The sequence below is a fragment of the Streptomyces tubbatahanensis genome (genome assembly GCF_022699385.1).
Classification (GTDB): Bacteria; Actinomycetota; Actinomycetes; order Streptomycetales; family Streptomycetaceae; genus Streptomyces; species Streptomyces diacarni.
Window position 1 is genome coordinate 5,693,835 of record NZ_CP093846.1, and the last position, 20,088, is coordinate 5,713,922.

Consider the following 20,088-nt stretch of genomic DNA (forward strand, 5'->3'; position numbering starts at 1 on the left):
ACCGAGCCCCGTCGGCTCTCACAGGCCCGAGAGCGCGTCCTCCAGGACGTCGAGGCCCTCGTTGAGCAGGTCCTCACCGATGACGAGCGGCGGCAGGAAACGCACCACGTTGCCGTACGTACCGGTCGTCAGGACGAGCAGCCCCTGCTGGTGGCACGCCTTGGCGAGCGCCGCGGTGGCCTCCGGGTTGGGCTCCTTGCCGCCGGGCTTCACCAGTTCGATGGCGAGCATCGCACCGCGCCCGCGCACCTCGCCGATGATGCCGGACTGCTCCGCGATCTTTTCCAGGCGCGGCTTCATGATCTCTTCGATGCGGCGGGCCTTGGCAGGCAGATCGAGCTCACGCATCGTCTCGATCGAACCGATCGCCGCCGCGCACGCCACCGGGTTGCCGCCGTAGGTGCCGCCGAGCCCGCCGCTGTGCGCGGAGTCCATGATCTCGGCGCGCCCGGTGACGGCCGCCAGCGGCAGGCCGCCCGCGATGCCCTTGGCCGTGGTGATCAGGTCCGGGACCAGCCCTTCGTCCTCACAGGCGAACCACTGGCCTGTGCGGCAGAAGCCCGACTGGATCTCGTCCGCCACGAAGACGATGCCGTTCTCCCGCGCGTACTGCTGGATGCGCGGAAGGAAACCCTTCGCCGGGACGATGAAGCCGCCCTCGCCCAGTACCGGTTCGATGATGATCGCCGCGACGTTGTCGGCGCCGATCTGCTTGGTGATCTGGTCGATGGCCTGGGCCGCCGCCTCTTCGGCGCAGTTCTCCGGGCCGGTCAGCCAGCGGTAGGGGTAGGCGACCGGGACGCGGTACACCTCGGGCGCGAACGGGCCGAAGCTGTGCTTGTACGGCATGTTCTTGGACGTGAGGGCCATCGTCAGGTTGGTCCGGCCGTGGTAGCCGTGGTCGAAGACGACGACCGCCTGACGCCCGGTGTGCGCACGGGCGACCTTCACGGCGTTCTCGACCGCTTCCGCGCCCGAGTTGAACAGCGCGCTCTTCTTCGCGTGGTCCCCGGGCGTGAGCGCGGCCAGCTCCTCACAGACCCGCACGTACGGCTCGTACGGTGCGACCATCGCACAGGTGTGCGTGAAGGCGTTGAGCTGCTCCGTCGCGCGGCGCACCACCGCTTCCGCGCTGTTGCCGACCGAGGTCACGGCGATGCCGGACCCGAGGTCGATGAACGAGTTCCCGTCCACGTCCTCCAGGACACCGCCGCCCGCACGCCGCGCGAAGACCGGCAGCACCGTCCCGACGCCACTGGCGACCGAGGCCTGCTTGCGCGCCATCAGCTCCTGCGACTTCGGCCCGGGAATGGCGGTGACGACACGCCGCTCCTGGGGGAGGGTGGGCCCTCCGGACAGTTCAGTCATTGCGGTCATAACGCACTCCTCGGGAGAAACGGGGGTCTCGTACCTCGCAGGCTAGGGGCACGTGCGTGACCGACACATGCTCCGCTGCGGAGAAGTGTGTTGCGTCGGTTGGCCACCACGGACATAGGCGGGTGCGGGTGGCGAGCCAGACGCGGCCGCCCCGGGTGACCCCGCGCACCCAACGACCCGCCCTGCTGGTGCGGGCGTGGACCAACTGAGGTGGGCGGCCGCTAGATTGGAGGCAGGAGGGTGTCGGCCCCACCAGGTCGACACGTCGGGGCGTCAGGGAGCTGAGGCAGCACATGGACATGGGGCTTCCCCACCGGAAGCAGGGCTCGGGCAGTCCGGACGGCTCCGCTCACCCATGGCAGGAGCCGTCACCGCGCTACGCGCCGCCCTCCCAAACCGAGTCCCCATCCGCCGGCACCGCGACTCCCCCCGGCGTGCCTCCCGCACGCCCCGCGCCGCCGCCACCCACCGCACCGCCCGCAACGGGCGACGCGGCCGGTGCCAACAGGGGCGCGGCCGGCACACACGGGGTGGAGGCGGTACCACCTCCCATGCCATCGGGCACACCGCAGTCCGCGCCCCCGCTCGCCGACTGGCTTCGGCTGCCCCGCCCTGACGCCCTGCCCGGCGTGTGGCGCTGCGGTTACCAACCGCGCCCACCGGAAGACCCCGACCGCATCCCCGCCCGGCAACTCGTCAGCGGCGCGCTCGTCTCGTTCCTGATGGGCTGGCTGCTGTGGTCGTTGCTGTGGAACGGGTATCTGGGACAGTTCTGGCTCTGGCCTCTCTACGCGATGACGCCGGACTCTGTCGGCTCGGGCCGGAAATACCTCGCGTACAGCTACTACACCCTCGTGGCAATCGCCCTCATCGTGTTCTTCGGCCGTATCGGACGATGGGACGAACTGGTCCGTCGTGGGCTTGCCCGGATGCGGACAGGCGGTGATGACCCGGGCGGCGTCACCCCCGACCGCGTCACCGAACCCGCTCCCACCCCCCCTCCCCACCTGGACCCCGTCGAGTGGCCCGAGCTGCGGTCGGGTGGGGCCGGGGAGGCCGCCGAGCGGCTGGCGGCGGAGTTGCGGGCAGGGAGGATGACGGACGTCGACCACGCCCGCATCGACCGGGCGTGGCAGACGGTGCGCGCGCGCCCGCAGCGCTTGCCGGCGTTCGTGGACGGTGTGGTCAGCGAGGGGGCGGGCGCCTGTCGGCACCCCTCGGGCGCTCGGGATCTCCCTGTGAGGGCCGCGCGGCATGATCTGTCGGTGCGGCAGGTGCGGATCGGCAGGGCCGCCGACACGGAGCGCAATCCGCACGAGTACCGCGGGGCGGGTGTGGCGCTTGACCCCTCGCTGTTGGGGACGTCGGCGCTGGCTGTCGGGCCACCGGGGACGGGCAAGACGACGAAGCTGGCCCGGCCCGTGGTGGAGTCGCTCTGTCTGCAGGCGTTGGCGGGGCAGGCCGCGGTGATCGCGGTGAGCCCCGCGGGCTCCCACTTCGTGCACGACGAATCCTTCGATCTCGTCGTGCGGCTGGGGCACCCGGACTCCACCCACGACCTGGACCCGTACGGGGGCACGACGGACCCGGACGAGGCCGCAGGCATGCTGGCCGAGGCGCTGGTGGGCGACCTGGCTGCGGCGTTGCCCGGCGGGGACAGCCGTCGGGCGGCCACGGCGTTGGCGCAGCTCATCGGCCCGTTCGCGGCGGTGCACCGGCGTTTCCCCGCGGTGCCGGAGCTGCGTGAGTTGCTGGACGGTGCTCCGGGCGCGCTCGACGCGCTGCGGGAGGCCCTGCGCACCCAGGGGCAGAGTGCCCAGTTGCGTGAGCTGGACGCCTTCGAGCGTCAGTCCGGGCGTGCGGGGGACGTGGCCGCGCTGCTTGCCGACCGTATCGCTCTGTTGGACAGGCCGGCCTTCGCGCATTTCTTCCTGCCCGAGGGCAGCCCCAGGGCGGAGGGGCGGCGCCCCTTCTCGCTGCGGGCCCTGGAGCATCCGCTCAGGGTTCGCGTGGATCTGCCCGAGCGCGGGCACGCGGAGGCGTCGCGCATCCTGGCGCGGCTGGTGCTGGCGCAGTTCACCGAGTGTGCCGTGGCGCGGGCCGACCAGTCGCTGTTCACCTGCCTGGTGCTGGACGACGCGGCGCAGACCGTCACGCCTCAGGCGTTGCGCGGGCTTCAGCGGCTGCGCTCGGCGCACGCCGGCGTGCTGCTCACGCTGCGTGCGCTGGACGATGTCCCCGAGCCGCTGCGCGGCCCTTTGCTGGGCGCGGTCGGATGCCGGATGGTGTGTGCGGGGGTCACTCCGTGGGACGCGGAGCGGTTTGCCGAGGTGTGGGGTACGGAGTGGGTGCAGACCCGCACGGTGACCAATCGGCAGCTCGTCTCGGACGAGCCGGTCACGCGGATGCTGCACGCGGTCAGGCGGCTGGCGACAGGGAAGCACGTGACGGCCGAATCGGTCACTGTGCGTAGTGAGCAGCGGGAGCGGTGGTCGGCGTCCGATCTGGCCAACGAGCTGCAGCCCGAGCACGCCGTTCTCTCTTTCACCACGGTGCGCGGTGAGCGCACCCCGCCGATCCTCACCAAGCTGGGGGAGTGACCGGCCGCTGCGGACCTCGAGCCGGGAAAGTGTCGGCAAGAGTCGAGAAACAGCCGAAAAGCAGCCGAAAAGCAGCCGAAGATTGGCTGCAATTGGCTGAAAGGTGCCGAGGGACGAGTCCAGGAGGAGCCAAGGGCTGCTCGGGAGCCGGAGGAAGACGAGGGAACCCGGACCGGGCGCCGGGCTCAAACCCGGCGGACCCCGGCCGATCGAGTGAATGACCGAACGGCGGCGGACGCCTGTACGGTGAAATGCGTTATGCCACCGACTCTTGCCACGCTCGTCCAGAACTCCGCGCTCCGTCTCTCCGTGCTCGCGGGGCACGACCGGCTGGACGCGTCCGTGCGGTGGGCGCACGCCAGTGAGCTCGCGGATCCGACGCCGTACATGGACGGCGGCGAGCTCATACTCTTCACGGGCCTCAAGCTGGACGCGGACGATCCCGAGGTGATGGGCGCCTACGTGCACAAGCTCGTCGGCAAGGGTGTGGTCGGTCTCGGCTTCGCCGCCGGGGTCAACTACGACGGGGTGCCGGGGCCGCTCGTCGAGGCGTGCCGGAGCGCGGATCTGCCGCTGCTCGAAGTGCCGCGGCGCACTCCGTTCATCGCGATCAGCAAGGCCGTCTCGGCGGACATCGCGGCGGAGCAGTACCGGGCCGTGACGGCAGGCTTCGACGCGCAGCGCGAGATGACCAGGGCCGCGCTCTCGCGCGAGGGGCCTTCCGCACTGCTCGCCCGGCTGGCTTCGCAGGTCGACGGGTGGGCGGCGCTCTACGACGCGTCCGGCACCGTCGTCGCGACGGCACCCGCGTGGGCGGTGCGGCGCGCGGCGCGTTTCGTGGGCGACGCCGAACGGCTGCGGGACAGGCCGACGCCGGCCAGCGCGGTCGTCAGCGAGGCGGACAGTGGTGACGACCGCGTCGAACTCCAGTCGGTCGGCAGCGGCAGACGAGCCAAGGCCGTACTGGCGGTGGGGACGGCGGCTCCGTTGGGGACGGCGGAGCGCTACGCCGTGAACTCGGCGATCGCCTTGCTGACGCTCACCATGGAGCGTTCCCGCGCCCTGCAGGAGGCGGAGCAGCGGCTGGGGGCCGCGGTGCTGAAGATGCTGCTCGTGGGCGAGGGTGATCACGCCCGTGCGGTGGCGGGACAGCTCTACGGGGGTTTGCTGGACGCTCCGATGCGGGTGATCGTCGCGGAGCCCGCCTCCGCTGCCGCCGCGCGGTACGCGCAGGAGAGCATCGCGGCGGCCCATTCCGATGCTTCGGACAGCTCGGATTTCTCTGGCCTTTCCGGGCATTACACGCGTCCAGTCGGGGTGCCCCGCGCGGGATCGGGTGCCGCTACCGTCAGCCCGCGCACCTCTGCGGCGACAGCCGCGGTGCAGGCGTCCACCCCCCTTCTCACCGGCTACCTCGCCCGCGCGGGCGAGCCCTGCGGCCTGACCGACCTGGCAGGCTTCTCCGGCGGTGCGCCCACCGTCTCCGGGCCGAGAGAGGCCAAGGCGTCTGCCGGGCCGAGAGAGGCCAAGGTGCCGGCCGCGAAGCGGGTCCCCGCCCCGAAGACGGCTCCTTCCGCCTCCTCCGCGGCCAAGGGGAGGCCCGCGTCCTCGACGGCGGCTCAGTCCGCCAAGGAGTCCCTCGGCAAGAAGTCCGCCGCCAGCGAGACCGCCGCCGAGATGCCCTCTGCTCCCGGTCCCACGCACGCACACGGCCCCACGCACGCACGCGGCCCCGTCGCGGCCACGGCGCCCGCCGTGGTGGTCGCCCCGGGGGGCGGCCCGCAGGCCGACGGCTCCGACGCGGGGCGGCTGGGGCAGATCGTCTGGCCGCTGGAAGAGCTCGCCGACACGATCGAGACGGCGGCCGCACGCAACGGAGAGTCCGTGCTCGTGGTGCCCGACGGGGCGCGGCTGGTGGTGCTGGCGTCGGACGGAGGGGCCGCGGTGGCCGCGTGCGCCGAGTTCGCCGCGACGGCCGATGCCGCCCAGCCGGGGCGGCGGCCCGAGGGGGGAGCCGAGGAGGGGCTGTCGATCGGCGTGTCCGCGCCCGCGGGTCTGCCGGCCGCCGCCGTCGCGTTCAAGCAGGCCGACCAGGCGCTGTCCGTCGCCAGGCGGCGTGGCGTGCCGCTCGTCGAGCACGAGGATGTGGCTGCGGGGTCCGTACTGCCGCTGCTCGCCGACGACGCCGTGCGAGCCTTCGCGGACGGGTTGCTGCGGGCGCTGCGGGAGCACGACGCGAACGGCAGGGGTGATCTGGTCGCCTCGCTGCGGGCCTGGCTCTCGCGGCACGGGCAGTGGGACGCTGCCGCGGCGGAGCTGGGCGTGCACCGGCACACCCTGCGCTATCGCATGCGCCGAGTGGAGGAGATCCTGGCGCGTTCGCTGGATGATCCTGATGTCCGCATGGAGCTGTGGCTGGCTCTCAAAGCCACCAGCTGAGCGGGCTCCGAACCCTCTCCGTCCTCTCCAGGTGAGCGACCTTCGTGCGGGACACCCGGCTCCGCACAAGGCACGCCGTGCGGGACGCTCGGCACTGGGACAATGCGTAGCGCGCCGCCGCACGAGTGCTACGTTCCGGACAAGTAGCGGTCGGGCTCGCACGGCCTACGGTGGACGCGGAAACCGAGCCACTCATCCGCATCCGGAAGGCGATCCGCAGTGACGACAGCGAATTCTCCTCACGCATTCTGGCTCGCCGGCCGCAAGGCCACCGGCGAGCGCACGCTCGATGTCACCTCGCCGTGGGACGGCAGGCACGTCGGCGCCGTCAGCATTCCCACCGCAGAGCAGGTGGAGGAGGCCGTGGCCGCCGCTGTCGCGGTCGCCGACGAGTTCTCCGCGACGCCCGCCCACGTCAGGGCCGCCGCGCTCGACCATGTCACGCGCCGCCTGGAGGAGCGTGCGGACGAGATCGCCGAGTTGATCTCCGCCGAGAACGGCAAGCCGATGAAGTGGGCGCGCGGTGAGGTCGGCCGTTGCGTGTCCGTCTTCCGCTGGGCCGCCGAGGAGGCGCGCCGTTTCAACGGAGGCGAGGCCCAGCGCCTCGACTCGGACGCGGGCGGCACGGGCCGGCTCGCCTTCACGCGCCGCTTCCCCTACGGCCCCGTGCTGGGGATCGCGCCGTTCAACTTCCCGCTGAACCTGTGCGCCCACAAGGTGGCCCCGGCGATCGCCGTCGGCACGCCGATCCTTCTCAAGCCGGCGCCCGCCACGCCGCTGTCGGGTCTGCTGCTGGGTGAGCTGCTGGCCGAGACGGACCTGCCCGCCGGGTCGTGGTCGGTGCTGCCGGTGCCGAACGATCAGATGCCGGGCCTGGTGCAGGACGAGCGGCTGCCGATCATCTCGTTCACGGGTTCCGCGCCGGTCGGCTGGTCCATCCTCGACTCGGCGCCGCGCAAGCGGGTCACGCTGGAGCTGGGCGGCAACGGCGCCGCTGTCGTCCTCGCCGACTACTCCTCCGAGGCCGACCTCGACTGGGCGGCGCAGCGCATCGCCACCTTCTCCAACTACCAGGCGGGGCAGTCCTGCATCTCGGTGCAGCGGGTGGTCGCCGACGCGTCCGTGTACGACCGTCTGGTGCCCAAGGTCGTGGCCGCGGTCGAGGCGCTCAACACCGGCGACCCCGCGGACGAGTCGACGGATGTCGGCCCGCTGGTGAGCGAGGAGGCGGCGCGCCGTGTCGAGTCGTGGGTGGGCGAGGCCGTCTCCCGCGGTGCGAAGGTGCTCACGGGCGGCAAGCGGGACGGTGCCAGCGTCGAGCCGACCGTCCTGGAGAACGTCCCTTCGGACACCCAGATCGGCTGCGAGGAGGTCTTCGGGCCCGTCATGTCGTTCGTGAAGGTGGACGGCGAGAAGGAGGCGTTCGCGGCGGTCAACGACTCCAGGTACGGCCTGCAGGCCGGTCTGTTCACGCATGACGTGCAGGCCGCCTTCCGTGCGCACCGGAACCTGGAGGTCGGCGGCGTCGTCGTGGGGGACGTGCCGTCCTACCGTGCCGACCAGATGCCGTACGGAGGCGTCAAGGACTCCGGTGTGGGCCGTGAGGGTGTGCGCTTCGCGATGGAGGACTACACCTACGAGCGCGTCATGGTGCTCACCGGCCTCGATCTCTGAACACCGGCCGGCTCTTCCGCGCCACTGCCGGGCGCCCACCCCAGGGCGCCCGGCAGTGGCGTACCGGTAGCAGGACCGCTCGCCCCTCCGCGCACTTGTCGCCTTCCCTCCCTCTCCGGTGGGCGGACGCACGGGGCACGTTCCGTACCTACTAGTATGTACGGTGGTCTAGAGTGTCCCCATGAGCGGTACGGACACGGCCAGGAAGCTGATCGAGGCCACCCAGGAACTCCTGTGGGAGCGCGGCTACGTGGGCACCAGCCCGCGCGCCATCCAGCAGCGGGCCGGGGCGGGCCAGGGCAGCATGTACCACCACTTCGGCGGCAAGCCCGACCTGGCACGGGCGGCGGTGCGCAGAAGCGCGGAGGAGCTGCGGACGCTCGCGGACGCGGAACTGGCCCGCGAGGGGAGCGCACGCGCGCGCGTTGCGGGGTATCTGCGGCGGGAACGCGAGGTGCTGCGCGGCTGCCGGCTCGGCGGACTGGCCCAGGACCCGGACGTGGTCGCCGACCCGGAGCTGCGCGCGCCGCTCAGCCAGACCTTCGCCTGGCTGCGGACCCGGCTGGCCGAAGTCCTCGAAGAGGGGCGCGGTAACGGGGAGTTCGGTCCTGCCCTGGACCCAGCAGGGGTGGCCGCCGCGATCGTCGCCGTCGTCCAGGGGGGATACGTGCTCGCGCGTTCGGCCGGCGCACCCGAGCCGTTCCATGAGGCGACGGACGGCCTGCTGGCGCTTCTGGACGCGCACGCGACCGGAACAGGCGCTACTGCGGGCGCTGTCACGGGCGCAGTTACGGGTGCCGCGTCGTGACGCCCGACTGCGGGGCGTCCCAGGGCGGGAGCCGCGAGGACGCAAGCCCGGAGGGTGGGAAACCAGCCGTCCCCGGGGCCACGCCGCCATCCGGTGACGCGGAGGGCACCGCCCCGTCGCCCGGCGACGCGGAGGGCACTGACCCGTCGCGCGGCAGTCGAGAGGGCACCGTCCCGTCACCCGGCAGCGTGGGCACTCCCGCCGTCCGAACCGTCCTCGGGGACCTGCCCGCAGCCGAGCTGGGTGTCTGTGACAGCCACGACCACCTCTTTCTGCGCAGCCCGCGGCTGCCCGGCCAGGAGCTGATGGACGCCGAAGCCGCGGAGCGGCAACTGCGCGAGTTCGCCGCGCACGGTGGGCAGAGCCTCGTGCAGTGGACGCCCTTCGGGATGGGCCGTCACACCGGTGCGCTGGCGGAACTGGCCCGCCGCACAGGTGTCCGGCTGGTCGCGGCGACGGGGCTGCACCAGGCCGTCCACTACGCCGAGGAGCCCCCTGCCGACCTGGCTGAGCTCTTCGTTCAGGAGCTGACCGTGGGGGTGCGCGGGAGCGTCTGCGGCGCGGCACCGAGAGCAGGACTGATCAAGGTCGCAGGGGACTTCCACGGGCTCGGTCCGCACGCGCGGCGGACGCTGACGGCGGCAGCCGAGGCCCACCACGCGACCGGCGCCCCGATCGCCGTGCATCTGGAGCTGGGCACGGGTGCGGCGGAGGTCCTCAGCCTCCTGTGCGAGCGGCTGGACGTGCCGCCGTCCCGTGTGCTGCTGGGGCATCTGGGCCGGTGTCCGGACCTCCGGATGCAGCGGGAGGCGGCGCGCTCCGGGGCCTGGCTGGTGTTCGACGGTCCCTCACGTGCGCATCACGCAACGGACTGGCGGCTGTTCGACAGCCTCGCGGACCTGGCGGAGCGCGGACACGGCGACCGCCTGCTGCTGGGAGGCGACACGGTCACGGCGGCGGCGCGGGCCGAGGGCGGCGTACCGCAGGTGAGTCGCGTGCTGCGGCCGCGTGTGGAGCGCGAATTGGGCGAGGGTCTCGCCCGACGCATCTTCGTCGACAACCCGGCGGAGGCTTTCGCCGTCGACTGGAAGAGCTGAGCCCCACCCTCTGACCGGCACTGGCTGCCGGCGATGCCCCCCCGTCAGACCGGGAACGCACGCATACGGACCCTCACCGACCCGAAACGATCCGACCAGCCGGGAGACCCTCATGCTCGTCTTTGCGCAGATCAGTGACATCCATCTCGGTCAGGACCGGGGGGACGAGGGGGAGCGGGCGCGGGCTCGTGCCGAACGGGTGCTGGCCTGTCTCGCCGGCCTTCCGGGCGAGTTGGACGCCGTGCTGCTCACCGGGGACATCGCCGACCACGGGACGGAGGGCGAGTACCGGCTGGCGGCCAAGCTGTTCGCCGAGCACGGGGTCCTGCCGCTCATCTGTCCGGGCAACCACGACGTGCGCGGCCCGTACCGCTCCGTCCTGCTGGGCGGGGACGGGGCCGACGCCTCGCCCGTCAACCAGGCACACCACCTGCTCGGCGCGACGCTCCTGATGTGCGACTCCAGCGTGCCCGGCAAGGGGCACGGCTACCTCGACGACACGACGCTCGCCTGGCTCGACGCGGAGCTGACCGCGGCGCCGGACGACAAGCCCGCCTTCGTCTGCTTCCACCATCCGCCCGTCCCGCTGCACGGCCAGTACGTCGATCCCATCCGGCAGTTCGGCGAGGAGCGTCTCGCCGAGGTCGTCGGCCGGCACGGCAACGTCGCCGGTCTGTTGTGCGGGCACAGCCACACTCCCGCGGTCACCACGTTCGCCGGGCTGCCGTTGGTGGCCGCACCGGGGGTGGTCTCGACGCTCAGGATGCCCTGGGAGGGTGAGGACGACGGCCCTCTCGACCATGAGCTGCCGCCCCTGATCGCCTTCCACGTGTACGACGACGAGGGAAGGCTCACCACTCACTTCCGCGTCGTACCGTGACCGGCTGCTCCGTCCGGTAAGGGCCCTGGACCGGCCCTCCCTCCCGGCAGCCCGGTTACAGTGCTCGACAGTGCGCAGGGGAACGCAGTTCCGCAGTACTCGCGTGCGAGGTGACCGCATCCACAGGGGAGGTGGGGATCGATGTCCTTGCGTGAACAGTGGCAGCGACGGCACGTCGGCCGCACCCTGACGACCGCCGTGGCGGGCGTCGCCCTGCTGCTGTTGCTCGTGATCCTCGTCCTGATGCTGACCGGTCACTACACGCCGCCGGACGACGCGACACCGTGAAGCGGCGCGTCCGCACACACAGCGCCGAGTGACACGTCCGCACAGCGAACAGCGCCACGTCCCTGGGGCTCTCAGCGGACGCGGCCTCCCCCTGACCGCGGCCTCACTCCCCCCACCCCCGGGACGTGGCGCTCTTCCTGGAACCAGAAGGTACGCGGGTAGCGCCCGTCAGGTCATCACCGTACGGCGGTAAGTGGAACCTGTCCTTCTGCGGTAGCCGGCGCTCAGACGTCGTACCAGCGCGGTATGAGGCGTGCCGCCCACACAGCGCGTCCGGTGGATGTTGGCCGTCCGCGGGGGTGGCTACGCTGCGACGATGCTGAGCACGACGGCCTGGACCCAGCTGCGCCGCGCGGCCGAACGCGTACCGGCGTGGGCCTACGACGGTGCCATCGCGCTCGCCATCACGGCCGTCAGCCTCCTGCTGGGCCACGACCGCACCCCGGTGGGCTGGTCAGGTCTTGACACGGTGGGCACCCTGCTGACCTGTGCGGTGAATCTGCCGCTCGCCTTCCGGCGGCGGAATCCGGTCATTCTGTGCCTCGGTGTCCTCGCGGTCTGGACCGTGTACGTCGCCCTGGACTACTGGCCCGTCGTCAACACCCTGGGACCGCTCCTCGCGCTGTACACCGTCGCCTCCTCCCGCCCGCTGCGGTCGGCGCTCCCGTGCGCGCTGCTGCTGGCCGGGGTGTGGAACTTCGCGGGGACGACGGGCCACGAGAGTGCGTGGGCCACCGTGCTCGGGCAGAGTCTGCTCTACACCAGCGTCATCTGCGGGTTCGGGCACCTCGCGCGCAAGTCGGCACAGCGCAACGTCGAACTGGCGGACCTCACCGGGCAGCTGCGCCGTGAACGGGCCGGGGCCGAGCGCCGTGCCGTCGCCGAGGAGCGGGTCCGCATCGCCCGGGAGCTGCACGACGTGGTGGCGCACCACATGTCGGTGATATCCGTCCAGGCGGGCCTGGCCGGATACGTCTTCGACTCCGATCCGCGGACCGCGCGAGGCGCCCTCGGCACCATCTCCGACACCTCCAAAGAGGCCCTGGCCGAACTGCGGCGACTGCTGGCGGTGTTGCGCGTCGAGGAGGGCGACCGTCTCGACGGCGGTGACGCGCGGCTCGTCGAGCGTGGTGACGCGGACGCCGCGTTCGGCCCCGCGCCCGGGCTCGACCAACTGCCCGAGCTGGCGGAGCGCGTGCGCGGGGCGGGCATCGCCGTGCGCGTCACGGTCACCGGCGAGCCCCGTGATCTGGCGCCCGGTCTCGGCCAGTGCGCCTACCGCGTCGTCCAGGAAGCGCTCACCAACGTCCTCAAACACGCCTACCCCGCCCAGGCTTACGTCACCGTCGGCTACGAGCCCCGCCAGTTGGCCGTGACCGTCACGAACGACGGCCGTCGGACGCCCGTGCCGCCAGGGCTGGGTTCGCCCCCTCCCAGCGGGCACGGCTTGATTGGGATGCGGGAGCGCGCAAGGATCTACGGGGGCCGGTTGGAGGCCGGGCCCCGGGCGAGCGGCGGTTTCGAGGTGCGACTGCTCCTTCCCGCCTGAGAGCCCTGACAGCGCAGGGGGGACGAACACGGTGACGACCAGGGTTCTCGTCGTCGACGACCAGGTGCTCATCCGGGCGGGGGTCGCCGCCCTGCTGCGGGCGGCGCCCGGTATGGAGGTCGTCGGCGAGGCGTCCGACGGGGACGAGGCGGTCAGCTTGGCCGCGGAACACCGTCCGGACGTCATCCTCATGGACATCCGGATGCCCGGCACCAGCGGTATCACCGCCACTGAACGCATCCTGGAGGCGAGCGGCGAGCCTCGCCCCCGCATCCTGGTGCTGACCACGTTCGACCTCGACGAGTACGTCTACGCGGCGCTGCGCGCCGGGGCGTGCGGTTTCCTGCTCAAGGACACCGGGCCGCAGCGACTGCTGGCCGCCGTCGCCGCGGTCGCGGAGGGGGACACGCTCTTCTCCCCGAGCGTCACGCGCCGGCTGATCGAGGCGTACGCGCCGGCCGTGGACCAGAGCGCGCCGCCTCCCGAGACCCTCGAGGCGCTCACCGGCAGGGAGGTGGACGTGCTCCGGCTGGTCGCGGGCGGCCTCTCCAACCCCGAGATCGCCGAAACCCTGGTCATCAGCGAATCCACGGTCAAGACGCATCTCAACCGCACCATGGCCAAGCTCGACCTGGGCAGCCGCGCCCAGGCCGTCGTTCTGGCGTACGAATCCGGTCTGGTCACCCCGGGCGGCGGCCACGCGGGCGGAACCCATCCGGCCGGAGCGGGCGCGTAGCGCAGCCCCTGGTCCGGAGCGGCGCGTGGAGCACCCTTCGGTGAGGCACCCGGAGTGAGGACGGTGGGCCGGTTCCGTCGGCACCGTGTGCGCGGTGGATGGTAGGGGCGGGACGAATCGGGTACACACGACCGAGCAGGATGTGACCGCGTCCGCCCCGAGGGCGCCTGCCGGGCACCACCACCGTCACGGACCGCGAACCGCCTCCCACACTTCTTCGAGGTGAGCGAGATGACCGTCTCCGAACGCGAAGCCCGCGAAGTCGCCGAGGCGGCCAGGGAGAAGGACTGGCGCAAGCCCAGCTTCGCCAAGGAACTGTTCCTCGGCCGCTTCCGCCTCGATCTTCTCCACCCGCACCCGGAACCGGCGGCCGAGGACATCGCGCGGGGCGAGGGATTCCTGGCCAGGCTGCGCGACTTCGTCGAGACGACGGTCGACGGGCCGCTGATCGAACGTGAGTCCAGGATCCCGGACGAGGTGATCACCGGCCTGAAGGAGCTCGGGGCGCTCGGCATGAAGGCCGGCACCGAGTACGGCGGGCTCGGACTGACCCAGGTGTACTACAACAAGGCGCTCGCCCTGGTCAGCTCCGCCAGCCCGGCTGTGGGCGCGCTGCTGTCCGCGCACCAGTCCATCGGCGTACCGCAGCCCGTGAAGATGTTCGGCAGCCAGGAGCAGAAGGACGCCTTCCTGCCGCGCTGCGCCCGCAGCGACATCTCCGCGTTCCTGCTGACCGAACCCGACGTGGGCTCCGACCCCGCACGGCTGGCGACCACCGCCGTCCCCGACACCGGTGGCGCCTCCGGTTCCCAGGAGGCAGGGGGCGAGGAAGGCTACCTGCTCGACGGGGTGAAGCTGTGGACCACCAACGGGGTGATCGCCGACCTCCTCGTCGTCATGGCACGCGTGCCCGAGCCCGCCGCCGACGACCCGCGCCGCGCCGCGGGGCACAGGGGAGGCATCACCGCGTTCGTCGTCGAGGCCGGCTCCGAGGGCATCACCGTGGAGAACCGGAACGCCTTCATGGGGCTGCGCGGCATCGAGAACGGTGTCACGCGCTTCCACCGGGTGCGCGTCCCCGCGGCCAACCGCATCGGCCCCGAGGGTGCGGGGCTCAAGATCGCGCTCACCACGCTCAACACCGGCCGTCTCTCCCTGCCCGCCACCTGCGTCGGTGCGGGCAAATGGTGCCTGCGCGTCGCCCGCCAGTGGTCCCGCGAACGCGTCCAGTGGGGCAGGCCGGTCGCCGAGCACGAGGCCGTCGGCGGCAAGATCTCCTTCATCGCCGCGACGACGTTCGCGCTGGAGGCCGTGCTCGACCTGTCCTCGCAGATGGCCGACGAGGAGCGCAACGACATCCGCATCGAGGCCGCGCTCGCCAAGCTCTACGGCAGCGAGATGGCCTGGAAGATGGCCGACGAGCTGGTCCAGATCCGCGGCGGGCGCGGCTTCGAGACCGCCGCGTCCCTCGCCGCCCGCGGCGAACGCGGTGTCCCCGCCGAACAGCTTCTGCGCGACCTGCGCATCAACCGCATCTTCGAGGGCTCGACGGAGATCATGCACCTGCTGATCGCCCGCGAGGCCGTGGACGCCCACCTGTCGGTCGCCGGCGACCTCATCGACCCGGACAAGACGTTGGCCGACAAGCGCAAGGCAGCCGTCACAGCGGGCACCTTCTACGCCAAGTGGCTGCCCCGCCTCGTCGCGGGCCCGGGCCGGCTGCCAGGCGCCTACGCCGAGTTCGGCACGCTCGCCCCGCATCTGCGCCACGTCGAGCGCACCGCACGCAAGCTCGCCCGCTCCACCTTCTACGCGATGTCGCGCTGGCAGGGCCGGATGGAGACCAAACAGGGCTTCCTCGGGCGCATCGTGGACATCGGTGCCGAGCTGTTCGCGATGAGCGCCGCCTGCGTCCGCGCGGAGAAGCTGCGGCGCGACGGCACCGACGGTGCCGAGGGACAGGCCGCCTACCAGCTCGCGGACGCGTTCTGCCGCCAGTCCCGCATCCGCGTCGACGAGCTGTTCGGCCGCCTGTGGGCCAACACCGACGACCTCGACCGCAAGGTCGTCCGCGAAGTCCTCGGCGGCTCCTACACCTGGCTGGAGGAAGGCGTCATCGACCCCTCGACCGACGGCCCGTGGATCGCGGAGGCGGTCCCTGGGCCGTCCACGAAGGAGAACGTCCACCGACGTATCCGCTGAGCGTGCGCGCCAGGGGGCGTCCTGCACAGCGTGGCCTGCGCAAGGTGGCCTGCGCGGCGGCGCCGGCCCCAGCGGGCCGTACAGATGTTCCCGCAGTCGGGACAGGGCGTCTCCCGACCAGGCGACGGCACAGGGCCGCCGCCTGCCTACGGTCGCGGGCCGGTGCTCCGCCAGCACGCGCTCCACCTGCTCCTCGTAGGGCCCGGGTGTGCGCTCGACGGCACGGCCGCGACCGTACTGGGGCGTGCCGGGCCCTGCGGGCGGGACCGGTGGGGGCGGGGGTGGCGGGCCGCGCGCCCCCGGGTGCGCCTGTCGTCGGGTAAACCGGAGGCGGCGTACCCCGGTGCGCTGTCCTGGCCGGCTCACGGAGCGGACACAATAGGGGCATGACCGACTCCCTCGCTGACCCGCATCTGCGTTACCCCGGCGCCGCACCGGAAGCGGGCACCGCACCGCGCGACATCGTGATCCTCGGCTCGACGGGTTCGATCGGCACCCAGGCCGTCGACGTGGTGCTGAAGAATCCCGGCCGGTTCCGGGTCACCGCGTTGGCCGCGTCCGGCGGCCGGGCGGAGTTGCTGGCCCGGCAGGCGCGCCAACTCGGCGTCCGCACCGTCGCGGTGGCCCGTGAGGAGGCGCTGCCCGTGCTGCGGGAGGCGCTCCGTGCGGCCTACGGGGCGGGGGAGCCGTTGCCCGAGGTGCTGGCGGGTCCCGACGCCGCGACCGAGCTGGCCGCCTCGGACTGTCACACGGTGCTCAACGGCATCACGGGGTCCATCGGTCTGGCGCCGACGCTGGCGGCGCTGGAGGCCGGGCGGGTGCTGGCGCTGGCCAACAAGGAGTCGCTCATCGTCGGGGGTCCCCTGGTGCGGGCGGTCGCCAGGCCGGGGCAGATCGTGCCGGTCGACTCGGAGCACTCGGCGCTGTTCCAGGCGCTGATGGGCGGTAGCCGCGCGGAGGTGCGCAAGCTGCTGGTCACCGCGTCGGGAGGGCCGTTCCGGGGGCGGAGCAGGGCCCAGCTGGCGGACGTGACGCCCGAGGAGGCGATGGCCCATCCGACGTGGGACATGGGCCCGGTCATCACCATCAACTCCGCGACCCTGGTCAACAAGGGCCTCGAGGTCATCGAGGCGCACCTGCTCTACGACATTCCGTTCGCACGCATCCAGGTGGTGGTGCACCCCCAGTCGGCCGTCCACTCGATGGTGGAGTTCACCGACGGTTCGACGCTCGCGCAGTGCGGCCCTCCGGACATGCGGCTGCCGATCGCGCTGGGCCTGGGCTGGCCGGAGCGGGTTCCCGAGGCAGGCCCGGTCTTCTCCTGGACCGAGGCGATGTCCTGGGACTTCTACCCGCTGGACACGCAGGCGTTCCCCGCTGTCCCGCTGGCCTGCCACGTGGGCGCGACGGGTGGCACGGCCCCGGCCGTCTTCAACGCGGCGAACGAGGAGTGCGTCGAGGCGTTTCTCGCGGGAAGGCTGCCGTTCACAGGCATCGTGGATACGGTTGCGGCTGTGGTGGAGGAGCACGGCACCCCGGACGGAACCGGTCTGACCCTTCCCGATGTCCTCGCCGCAGAGACCTGGGCGCGCGCCCGCGCCCGTGAACTGGCGGCACGGCCCGCCACAGCACCAGCGGAGGCTCGCGCATGACGGCGCTCATGACCATCCTCGGCATAGTCGTCTTCGTCGTCGGCCTGCTCTTCTCCATCGCCTGGCACGAGCTGGGGCACTTCTCGACGGCCAAGATGTTCGGCGTCCGGGTTCCGCAGTTCATGGTGGGCTTCGGGCCCACGATCTGGTCCAAGCGCAAGGGCGAGACGGAGTACGGCGTCAAGGCGGTGCCCCTCGGCGGCTACATCCGCATGATCGGCATGTTCCCGCCGGGGGACGACGGGGCGGTGCGCCAGCGCTCCACCTCGCCGTTCCGCGGGATGATCGAGGACGCGCGCGCGGCGGCGTACGAGGAGCTCAAGCCCGGCGACGAGCACCGGATGCTCTACACGCGCAAGCCGTGGAAGCGCGTCGTGGTGATGTTCGCCGGGCCGTTCCAGAACCTGATCCTGGCCGTGGTGATCTTCCTGACGGTGCTGATGACCTTCGGGATCAACACCCAGACGACCACGGTCTCCACGGTGTCCGACTGTGTGATCCCCGCCTCGGCGCAGACGGACAAGTGCCCCGGTTCGGCGAAGGACTCCCCGGCCAAGGCGGCGGGGCTGCGGCCGGGCGACACGATCGTCTCCTTCGACGGCAGGCCCGTCGAGGACTGGGACGGCCTGCAGCAGCGGATCCGGGACACCACGGGCCCCGCCACGCTCACCGTCGAGCGGGACGGCGACCGGCGTACGCTGCGCGCCGACCTGATCGAGAACAAGGTCGCCAAGACCGACGGCAACGGCGGCTACGTGCCCGACGAGTACGTCACGGCGGGCTTCCTCGGCTTCACCCCGGCCAGCGGCGTCGTGCAGCAGTCGTTCCCGCAGGCCGTGGACCGGATGGGCGACATGATGGTCAACGGCGTCCACGCGCTGATCGACCTGCCGGGCAAGGTGCCCGACCTGTGGAACGCGGCGTTCGACGGCGGGGAGCGCAAGCAGGACTCGCCGATGGGCGTGGTGGGTGCCGCCCGGGTGGGTGGCGAGGTCTTCTCGCTCGACATCCCGCCGAGCCAGCGGGTGGCGACGATGCTGCTGCTGGTGGCGGGGTTCAACCTGAGCCTGTTCCTGTTCAACATGCTGCCGCTGCTGCCGCTGGACGGCGGGCACATCGCGGGGGCGCTGTGGGAGTCGCTGCGCAGGAATGTCGCCAGGGTCTTCCGGCGCCCCGACCCGGGTCCGTTCGACGTCGCCAAGCTGATGCCGATCGCCTACGTGGTGGCCGGGGTCTTCCTCTGCTTCACCCTTCTGGTGCTGGTGGCCGACGTGGTGAATCCGGTCAGACTCACCGGATAGCCGGATGTGCGTTCGCCCACCGTGACGCCCGTACGATTCCTGTGCGGGCGTCACCTTATGCGGCTTTTTCCGGGGAACGATGTGCCCGGCGGGTCGCCCGTGCCGTAATCTCGGAGGCCTGGAGCCCGCCGAACCCGGGACTTGAACGACACCGTTGGGGTTGCACGCTGATGACAGCGATTTCGCTCGGAATGCCGGACGTTCCGGCCAAGCTCGCCGACCGCAGGGTCAGCCGGAAGATCCAGGTAGGAACGGTCGCCGTCGGCGGAGACGCGCCCGTGTCCGTGCAGTCCATGACCACGACCCGCACCTCGGACATCGGTTCGACGCTGCAGCAGATCGCGGAGCTGACCGCCTCCGGCTGCCAGATCGTCCGCGTGGCGTGTCCCACTCAGGACGACGCCGACGCGCTGGCCACGATCGCCCGCAAGTCGCAGATCCCCGTGATCGCCGACATCCACTTCCAGCCCAAGTACGTCTTCCAGGCGATCGACGCGGGATGTGCCGCCGTCCGCGTCAACCCCGGCAACATCAAGCAGTTCGACGACAAGGTCAAGGAGATCGCCCACGCCGCCTCCGCGTCGGGCACGCCCATCAGGATCGGCGTCAACGCGGGCTCCCTGGACAAGCGGCTCCTGGAGAAGTACGGCAAGGCCACCCCGGAGGCGCTGGTCGAGTCCGCGCTGTGGGAGTGCTCGCTGTTCGAAGAGCACGGCTTCCGGGACATCAAGATCTCGGTCAAGCACAACGACCCCGTCGTCATGGTCAACGCCTACCGGCTGCTGGCCCAGCGCTGCGACTACCCGCTGCACCTGGGTGTCACCGAGGCGGGTCCGGCCTTCCAGGGCACCATCAAGTCGGCCGTCGCCTTCGGCGCGCTGCTGTCCGAGGGGATCGGCGACACGATCCGCGTCTCCCTCTCGGCACCGCCGGCCGAGGAGGTCAAGGTCGGCATCCAGATCCTGGAGTCCCTGGGGCTGCGCCAGCGCGGCCTGGAGATCGTCTCCTGCCCGTCCTGCGGACGTGCCCAGGTGGACGTCTACAAGCTGGCCGACGAGGTCACCGCCGGTCTTGAGGGCATGGACGTCCCGCTGCGGGTCGCCGTCATGGGCTGTGTCGTCAACGGTCCGGGCGAGGCGCGCGAGGCCGACCTGGGCGTGGCCTCCGGCAACGGCAAGGGGCAGATCTTCGTCAAGGGCGAGGTCATCAAGACGGTCCCCGAGGCGAAGATCGTCGAGACGCTCATCGACGAGGCCATGAAGATCGCCGAGCAGATGGAGAAGGACGGCGTCACCTCCGGCGAGCCCGTGGTGACCACGGCAGGCTGAACGGAGCCCCGGCGTGCCTCCCGCGGGCCGGCTCGTCCGGGCGTGGCCCCGGCGGGCCGGCCCGCGTCGCGCGGGACGGCCTCCTGTGACGGCGGCGTAGACCGTCGTCGGACGGTGGCCGCCCCGAGCCCGCCCCAAACCCGCGCCCGCAGGCTCC

General features: G+C 71.8%; 14 protein-coding genes. 13 read left to right on the forward strand and 1 reads right to left on the reverse strand.

The annotated features are described in order from the left end of the window. Positions 1-18: 18 nt before the first annotated feature. Positions 19-1,368: a 4-aminobutyrate--2-oxoglutarate transaminase gene (gene gabT / locus MMF93_RS24690; protein WP_242757755.1), complete on the reverse strand. Its 1,350-nt coding sequence runs from the start codon at positions 1,366-1,368 to the stop codon at positions 19-21. 560 nt (positions 1,369-1,928) lie between these two features. On the opposite strand from gabT, the gene MMF93_RS24695 reads away from it, so the two are divergent. The 13 genes from MMF93_RS24695 (at position 1,929) to ispG (ending at position 19,931) form a co-directional block, all read left to right on the forward strand. Continuing rightward, positions 1,929-3,977: a type IV secretory system conjugative DNA transfer family protein gene (locus MMF93_RS24695; protein ID WP_242754875.1), complete on the forward strand. Its 2,049-nt coding sequence runs from the start codon at positions 1,929-1,931 to the stop codon at positions 3,975-3,977. A 258-nt stretch (positions 3,978-4,235) separates the two neighbouring features. Beyond that, positions 4,236-6,416, forward strand: coding sequence for a PucR family transcriptional regulator (locus tag MMF93_RS24700; protein ID WP_242754877.1), 2,181 nt, complete (start codon positions 4,236-4,238; stop codon positions 6,414-6,416). A 219-nt stretch (positions 6,417-6,635) separates the two neighbouring features. Further along, positions 6,636-8,090: an aldehyde dehydrogenase family protein gene (locus tag MMF93_RS24705; protein ID WP_242754879.1), complete on the forward strand. Its 1,455-nt coding sequence runs from the start codon at positions 6,636-6,638 to the stop codon at positions 8,088-8,090. A gap of 181 nt (positions 8,091-8,271) precedes the next feature. Next, positions 8,272-8,898: a TetR/AcrR family transcriptional regulator gene (locus tag MMF93_RS24710; RefSeq protein WP_242754881.1), complete on the forward strand. Its 627-nt coding sequence runs from the start codon at positions 8,272-8,274 to the stop codon at positions 8,896-8,898. 188 nt (positions 8,899-9,086) lie between these two features. Next, on the forward strand, positions 9,087-9,995 hold the full coding sequence (locus tag MMF93_RS24715; RefSeq protein ID WP_242754883.1) for a phosphotriesterase family protein: 909 nt from the start codon (positions 9,087-9,089) through the stop codon (positions 9,993-9,995). Positions 9,996-10,107: 112 nt separating this feature from the next. Beyond that, on the forward strand, positions 10,108-10,875 hold the full coding sequence (locus MMF93_RS24720) for a metallophosphoesterase (protein ID WP_242754885.1): 768 nt from the start codon (positions 10,108-10,110) through the stop codon (positions 10,873-10,875). Positions 10,876-11,016: 141 nt separating this feature from the next. Beyond that, positions 11,017-11,163, forward strand: coding sequence for a hypothetical protein (locus MMF93_RS24725; protein WP_242754887.1), 147 nt, complete (start codon positions 11,017-11,019; stop codon positions 11,161-11,163). A 316-nt stretch (positions 11,164-11,479) separates the two neighbouring features. Beyond that, a complete protein-coding gene (locus MMF93_RS24730; RefSeq protein WP_242754889.1) occupies positions 11,480-12,712 on the forward strand; it encodes a sensor histidine kinase in 1,233 nt (410 codons plus the stop codon). A gap of 31 nt (positions 12,713-12,743) precedes the next feature. Beyond that, entirely contained in the window at positions 12,744-13,448 is a 705-nt protein-coding gene (locus MMF93_RS24735; RefSeq protein WP_242754891.1) for a response regulator, read from the forward strand. A gap of 231 nt (positions 13,449-13,679) precedes the next feature. Further along, positions 13,680-15,650 carry an acyl-CoA dehydrogenase family protein gene (locus MMF93_RS24740; RefSeq protein WP_242757756.1) on the forward strand — a complete coding sequence of 657 codons (1,971 nt, stop codon included), beginning with the start codon at positions 13,680-13,682 and terminating at the stop codon, positions 15,648-15,650. A 386-nt stretch (positions 15,651-16,036) separates the two neighbouring features. Continuing rightward, positions 16,037-17,302, forward strand: coding sequence for a 1-deoxy-D-xylulose-5-phosphate reductoisomerase (gene dxr, locus MMF93_RS24745; protein ID WP_242754893.1), 1,266 nt, complete (start codon positions 16,037-16,039; stop codon positions 17,300-17,302). Further along, positions 17,299-18,603: a M50 family metallopeptidase gene (locus tag MMF93_RS24750; RefSeq protein ID WP_242754895.1), complete on the forward strand. Its 1,305-nt coding sequence runs from the start codon at positions 17,299-17,301 to the stop codon at positions 18,601-18,603. Before dxr ends, MMF93_RS24750 begins: the two co-directional genes overlap by 4 nt. Positions 18,604-18,773: 170 nt before the next feature. Then, a complete protein-coding gene (gene ispG, locus MMF93_RS24755) occupies positions 18,774-19,931 on the forward strand; it encodes a flavodoxin-dependent (E)-4-hydroxy-3-methylbut-2-enyl-diphosphate synthase (RefSeq protein ID WP_242754897.1) in 1,158 nt (385 codons plus the stop codon). Positions 19,932-20,088: the final 157 nt, after the last annotated feature.